This is a genomic window from Allocoleopsis sp. (assembly GCF_036703385.1).
In the GTDB taxonomy this organism is placed as follows: Bacteria; Cyanobacteriota; Cyanobacteriia; order Cyanobacteriales; family Coleofasciculaceae; genus Allocoleopsis.
This window is the reverse complement of sequence record NZ_DATNPA010000212.1, coordinates 1-6,289: the sequence shown is the minus strand read 5'-3', so window position 1 is coordinate 6,289 and position 6,289 is coordinate 1. Positions and strand designations below refer to the sequence as shown.

The 6,289-nt window shown below is 47.8% G+C and carries 7 protein-coding genes and 1 pseudogene; 5 read left to right on the top strand and 3 right to left on the bottom strand.

Features of this window, described 5'->3' with window-relative positions; genetic code table 11:
- Both V6C93_RS10470 and V6C93_RS10465 read left to right on the top strand, forming a co-directional pair.
- The coding region (locus tag V6C93_RS10470; RefSeq protein ID WP_333476598.1) for a CHASE2 domain-containing protein at positions 1 to 2,195 on the top strand (2,195 nt) is incomplete at its 5' end.
- The gene (locus tag V6C93_RS10465; RefSeq protein WP_333476597.1) at positions 2,140 to 2,964 is read left to right on the top strand and encodes a hypothetical protein; all 825 of its coding nucleotides are present in this window, start codon (positions 2,140 to 2,142) and stop codon (positions 2,962 to 2,964) included. The genes V6C93_RS10470 and V6C93_RS10465, both read left to right, overlap by 56 nt.
- A 334-nt stretch (positions 2,965 to 3,298) precedes the next feature.
- On the opposite strand, the gene V6C93_RS10460 is transcribed toward V6C93_RS10465, so the two are convergent.
- Complete coding sequence (locus V6C93_RS10460) at positions 3,299 to 3,484, bottom strand: hypothetical protein (RefSeq protein ID WP_333476596.1); 186 nt, start codon at positions 3,482 to 3,484, stop codon at positions 3,299 to 3,301.
- Between the two features lie 140 nt (positions 3,485 to 3,624).
- Here V6C93_RS10460 and V6C93_RS10455 point away from each other — a divergent pair, with 140 nt between their 5' ends.
- Positions 3,625 to 3,894, top strand: a complete 270-nt coding sequence (locus V6C93_RS10455; RefSeq protein ID WP_333476595.1) for a helix-turn-helix transcriptional regulator — start codon at positions 3,625 to 3,627, stop codon at positions 3,892 to 3,894.
- Here the strand turns inward: V6C93_RS10455 and V6C93_RS10450 are convergent.
- Both V6C93_RS10450 and V6C93_RS10445 read right to left on the bottom strand, forming a co-directional pair.
- Positions 3,891 to 4,664, bottom strand: coding sequence for an amidoligase family protein (locus tag V6C93_RS10450; RefSeq protein WP_333476594.1), 774 nt, complete (start codon positions 4,662 to 4,664; stop codon positions 3,891 to 3,893). The two genes, V6C93_RS10455 and V6C93_RS10450, sit on opposite strands and share 4 nt — an antisense overlap.
- Before the next feature lie 9 nt (positions 4,665 to 4,673).
- Positions 4,674 to 4,922: a hypothetical protein gene (locus V6C93_RS10445; RefSeq protein WP_333476593.1), complete on the bottom strand. Its 249-nt coding sequence runs from the start codon at positions 4,920 to 4,922 to the stop codon at positions 4,674 to 4,676.
- Between the two features lie 357 nt (positions 4,923 to 5,279).
- Here V6C93_RS10445 and V6C93_RS10440 point away from each other — a divergent pair, with 357 nt between their 5' ends.
- Positions 5,280 to 5,588 carry a transposase gene (locus tag V6C93_RS10440; protein WP_333476592.1) on the top strand — a complete coding sequence of 103 codons (309 nt, stop codon included), beginning with the start codon at positions 5,280 to 5,282 and terminating at the stop codon, positions 5,586 to 5,588.
- 2 nt (positions 5,589 to 5,590) lie between these two features.
- Positions 5,591 to 6,134: pseudogene (locus tag V6C93_RS38165) on the top strand (transposase).
- Positions 6,135 to 6,289: the final 155 nt, after the last annotated feature.

Genomic DNA, 6,289 nt, shown 5'->3' with positions numbered 1-6,289 from the left:
TTGTCGAAGTTTTCTTGACCTGTAATCCTTTGGATCTGGCGCGATTACCCTGGGAAGCGTGGGAAATTGGTACAGAGTTTGCGGCTACGGGTAGAATTCGCATCGTTCGGATGCCCCCGAAGATTCAGGGTATCAACCTACAGCCCAAGAGTCGCCGTCGTCGGATGAGAATTTTAGCGATTTTGGGGGATGATACGGGTTTAGATTTTAAAGCGGATAAAGAAGCGGTGCGATCGCTCCAGTCAATGGCTGACGTTCAGTTTGTTGGCTGGCAACCGGGACAGGATAGCGGCGAACTCAAAGCCCAAATTATAGAAGCGATCGCAGATGAATGTGGCTGGGATGTCTTACTATTCGCCGGTCACAGTAATGAAGCGGAATTAATAGGGGGAGAATTAGCGATCGCTCCTGGCGTCTCCCTCTTCCTTAACGAAATCGAACAGTCCCTCTTACTTGCCGCAGAACGGGGATTGCAGTTTGCACTGTTTAACTCCTGCAACGGACTAAGCCTTGCCAACACCCTGATTAGCATGGGATTGAGCCAAGTGGCGGTGATGCGAGAACCCATTCATAACCAAGTCGCCCAAGAGTTCCTCCTGCGGTTTCTCCAGCGTCTTGCTCAGTACCAAGATGTCCACGAGGCGATGCTAAGCGCCTGTCAGTACCTCAAGTTAGAAAAACAGCTGACTTATCCCAGCGCTTCCCTGATTCCGTCCCTATTTCGCCATCCTGATGCCCCCCTATTTCGTCCCCAACCCTTTGGCATCAAGGAAACCCTCAAACGCTGGATACCCAAAAAACGGGAGGCGATCGCTCTTTTTGCCTTAGCCTTAGTCAGCTGGCAGGTTCCGGTGCAGGGCAACTTATTAGAGCGACGAGTGTTACTACAGGCACGCTATCGCGGGCTGACGCATCAAGTATCAACCACCAAGCAGCCTCCTGTGCTGTTGGTACAAATTGACAGTGACTCCCTCAAAAAGGCTAAAATCCCTTACCCAGCGGTACCAATGGATCGCAGCTATCTGGCGCAACTGGTGGATAAGCTTTCGGCGCTCAATGCCAAAGTAGTTGGGGTCGATTATCTTTTGGATCGCCCTCTCTCTAACAAGGAAAACGACCAAAAACTCGCCCAGTCACTGAGTGCCTCTGTGCAAAAGGGAACTTGGTTTGTGTTCGCGGCTGCCCGCAGTGATTCTGGAGGCTGGTATGAGGTTCTGCCTGAGCTGGCTAAGCCCAACTGGAGCTTACAAGGTGATGTTCTCGTCCTGGGCAACGACCTGAGGTATATGACGCTTGTACCCCGGCAAGGGCAAGACCCTCGAGCCTTGCCCTTTTCCTACCTGTTGGCATTGGCTCATCGATTGAATTTTGAGCCATCGGGGCATCCCCCCCAACCCCAGTTGCAATCTTCCAGCGATTGGTTTTCTCAGGTGGGGGCCTATGTCACTCAGACTACGGGCAAGGACGAGAGGAATGTATTCTCCAGCAAAGCTCGCTTACACCCCTTAACGAATTTTGCTTATACGTTGGGTCAACTATGGGTACACCCCATCATTGACTTTTCCATTCCCCCACAGCAAGTGTATCAGCGTCTCCCAGCTTGGGAGTTGTTGGAGAAATCGGCAGATTCCCTAAAACTAGACCCCAAGCAGCAGCCGATCGTGATGATTGCCGCAGGCGGTTATGGGGAAGCTGGCGCTTCCAAGCCAGGTGAGGACAATTTCCCTGTCCCCTCTGCTGTGAGATACTGGCGCGATCGGGAAAATCCACCCGATGAGCGTGGGATGCTCCCAGGCGGTGAAGCCCACGCCTATATGATTCACCATTTCCTGAATCAGCGACTGGTTGTGCCAATTCCCGATCTCTGGCTGATTGGGATAGCTGCATTTTTGGGGAAGAGTGCAGTACTGGCCTTAGAGCAGGGAAAAGGGGGAAGGAAACGGAGGAAAGGAAAGCTGATGCTATTTCTTTTACCTTTGGAAAGGGGCAAATGGATGCTAGTGATGGCAAGTGCCACCGCAATTTATGGGGTGGCGAGCTTACAGCTTTACATTACAGCCGGAGTACTATTGCCCTTATTGCTACCTACCGCAACATTTTGGACTTATATTCTGTTAGCGCAGTTAGAGAGGAAATCTCATGTCAAAGTTTCACTGGGTGTTCTCAACGTTGCTAGTTACAGCGCTGATTGCTAGTGTACCTATTGGCTCAAATCAAACCACCAGAGCACAAATGAGTCCGTCTGGCTATGGAGAGGATATTTCTGGGACTCTAACCAAAGATAATAAGCCGCCTGTAGATCCTAGAGCTCCTGTGCCCGGAAGAACTGGGACGACTCGTGGTCGAAGCAATAATCCTTGGGCGAGGATTTTTCAGGCTCTTCCTAAAGATAAGAAGTCTCCTCTGCCGCCTAGAACTGGTGCTCCGCGTGGACCTGTCTGTGCGATCGCACCCAAGTCCATTGGCACCAACCTGGAAATCTGGAGCGATCGCCCCTTATTTGTCTGGACGGGCCCATTTAAACGGCTGGAACTGCGTGCCGTTGGGAGCGATCGGATTTTGTGGCGTTACAACGTGAAAGATAAACAAAACCGTGTCCTTTATAGCGCCAAGGAAGCGCTACAGCCCGGTCAAACCTATGAATGGAGGCTTTTTTTCAGCGATCAGGACAATGCTGAAGCCTTCGCAACAGAAAAGTTTCAAGTCATGGACGCCCAAAAGCGCGATCGCATCCAGAAGGAATTGCAGAGTTTGAACGATCAACTTCAAGCCAGAAAAGCCTTACCCGAAGACATAGCTCAGCAGCGTGCCCAATACTTTGCCAAACAGCGGCTTTGGTCGGATGTCTTGCAGGAAGCCTATAGGGTAGAAAATCCTTCAACCGCACTGACGGCTATGGTTCAAGCTATTCCTAAGGAGATTTGTCCCAATCCAGCTGAACAAAGTTCTGCCCAACCTCGCTAAACCGCGATGTTTCTGTTTGTGAGAATGTCTGAAAGTCAAAAAAGCCAAAAGTCAAAAAACTCCTAGGAAATTTTTGTTGACTCAGATCATTTCCATTGGCATCGGAATTCTTCAAAAACTTCAGCATCCCTCAGCGTCACCCTCAGCGCTCTGGAGCGTTAAAAAAATATGATTCCAATGCCAACGGATTCGATCTAAGCCAATTGATAGAATTTTAGGCTGAAAATTCTTTGGATTTTTGACTTTTGGCTTGATCTCAAGCAAGAGGCTCTTATCCCTGAAATCTCGGTAAAAAGAACCTCTGAATTTTTTCTTCTGACTAACCGGGAACTGACTATTCCTCGATGCCTGATTGACAGTCAAATACCACAGCAAAGGAACCATTGGGAATTTGCTGCCGTAAAAAGTGCAAGTGACCGTCTGCGTCAGCTCGATGACGAAACCGACCCACAATGGTTCGCTGCATATCAGGAAGGAGACGGACAATCGTCCAAGCTTGAAGACGTTCTTTGTAGCTCATAAAATTCCTGGAATCCCTTAAGATTAAGACACTGAAAATAGGGCAGACATTTACTGGCTACGTAGGTGAGTATCGAAGGGTGTCTGCCCACTGTTGTATTCGTAAAAAGATTACTACAATCGGTTGAAACAAGCGATTGTTTGAATCGCGTATATGATGATATGCCACCGAGAAAATCAAGTCAACAGCCAGAGGAAAATAACTCTCCGTTAAGAAGACTGCGCGAACAGGCAAATCTGACTCAGGAGCAGTTGTCAGTAAGCTTGGGAGTATCCACGTCTACGCTGAGGCGTTGGGAAAACGGGGATGTTGAACCGGCAATGACTCGCGAACAGTGGCAGGTATTTTGCGAGTGGGTTGGCGTGCCGTTTGAGAAATTACCGAGAAAGTTGAATTTGCGATCGCGCTAATCTCTGCTAATAATGAAGTGTTTGAGGCGATGCTTTGGGGATAGCTTGGCTTCACGCAATTGGAGCAAAAGACAGTAAGGGCAGCCATCCCCGAAGGAATTTTCAGCCCCTCTCTCATCATTGCTCAGTGTGAAGTGTAGGTGAGTTGCACCTTCAGAGGGAATTGTAAAGCCAAGAGAGCGTGATGTAGAAAGGAAATTCTCTAGGCGTTCAAAATGATTGACATCAATCGGTGGAGTAATTAACTCACAGGGACGTTCTCGTTCCCCTGGTAGGGGGGCAGCGATCGCGATTGGATTGCCTGTAGAATCAGCAACACGCACCATTCCCCCTGGTCCGGCTTCCAGAGTGGTAGCAAATAAACTAGCGATCGGTTTTAGAACTTCGGAGAGTTCGCAAGCTGGGTCAGCTTGGCAGGTGACTAATTGCAGAAATCGGGTATCATTGCTAACAATCCGATACCATCCTGGCTGAGGTTCGTGAGTTTTGTCTAAGTCGTTAATAAGGGTGAGGTCATCCACACAACGAGCGATCGCATTTCCCTGGCGATCGATGACCTCAAACCCCAAAGTGAGATTGTGGAACACGGGAGTTCCTGGAACGTGACTGAGTTCAGATTGAGGGTGGAAGACACGACGCACTCCTGCATCATTTGCTGAAGCTATCGACTCTGCTAAGTCCTGTCTACTGAGTCCTCTTGGTGCCATCAGCTCAATCTCAAAGCCAATTTTCCAGTTTAAAACAGACATAGCCGCCTCAGAGTTGCTCATTAAAAAAATTTAGTGTTGAGGCAAAGCATTCGTACCTGGAGCTATGCATAAAACCTGGATTTTTCTTAAGAATGCTTCGCCCTCTGACTGTCCCCAATAATCTGCCAAGACACGGGCATCCCAATAGTTGTATTTGCTAGTCTGATAAGCATGAAGTTCTTTATCTTGTGTTTGTGTTGTCATTTCTGCCATTAGATGCTCCTCCTGTTGAGTAATGAGAGTGGGTTGGGAGGGGAGTTCTACTAAGCTCTTAGGCAAGAACTGCCTCTTCGAGAGCCCGATTTGTATTTCGTTGGTTTGTCTTGAGTTAAGCGCTTTGCTTAACTGTCCTTATCGTAGAAATTTCGAGAGGAAGAAACATCTGAAAAACGTCTTGAGCACAGATCAACAAAAGAGAGCAATCCCTGCTAACTTTCGTTAATACACTAAGTACATTTGCTTAAGCCTTTTGTTGATGCTTGATCGCAGCGCCCACCTTAAACTAAAAGTTCGGGCTAACAGAGCAAAACCCATTGAACCTGACATCTTGCACCAATGTCATTAAGCCTATAGAACCCATTTGAGATCTTTATAGAGTTTGAAGTAAGGTGGTGATAACAGTCCAATCAAGCTACCATGCCCTATTCCAGCAGCCTGAGTGATCAAGAGTGGGAAATCCTCGAACCCCTGTTACTTGAGTTCTTGCCGCCGAAAAAGCGAACCCGTCCCCCTGAATGGACAAAACGAGAAATCCTGGATGGCATCCTCTACCAACTTAAGAATGGTTGCAACTGGGAAGACTTACCCAAAGACTTGCCCCCCTACTCAACGGTGTATTGGCACTACAAGCAGTGGCGGGAAGCCGGGGTAATTGAGAAGTTGATGAATATTTTACATGGGCAAGTGCGCGAACAGGTAAAAAAAAACCGAAGTGGACAACGTTAATCATCATTGACTCTCAAGCCGTCAAGAATACCTGTAATGCCAGTGTGGAGTCAAAGGGATTTTGTTTTTACAAATCAACCAATGGGATTAAAAGGCATCTAGCCGTTGATACGCTTGGCTTTCCCTTCTTTACTCACTGTACAAAAGCCAGCGTTAGCGATGATGTGGGATTGCTTGAGATGTTGACGCTCCACATCAACTATTTCAAGTCAAAACCTGTTAACATTCCCAAAATTACCATCTTGCGCTTACCACGGCTATCACATTGACTATTTGATTGAACAGTTGGAGAAGGTTTATCCTCAAATCATGACCAAGCTCAGGTTTGAGCTTTCGACAAAGCCCTCAAAACAAGAGAAGGCAGCACAAGGAAAATCGGGATTTGTCCCAGCCGTGGCAAGGTGGGTGATTGAACGCTCAAATGCTTGGATGGAGCGTTGTAAAAGTCTCGTGAAAAACTTTGAGCGCACTCTATCTCATGCAACAACTAAGATTAACCTCTGTTTTGTCAGGCTAATGCTTAAGCGGCTTGCAGCCAATTCCTGAGATCTCAAATGGGTTCTATATCTCCCTTCAATCCGGTCGTAATGAATGACACAACATAGCGCTTTGGTATGTCATGGTTAGATTTTTGGTCATCTCGTTCAAATAAAGTCGAGAAAGCGCCTCTACCCGCAGTTACCACCACTAAGTCGTAAGTT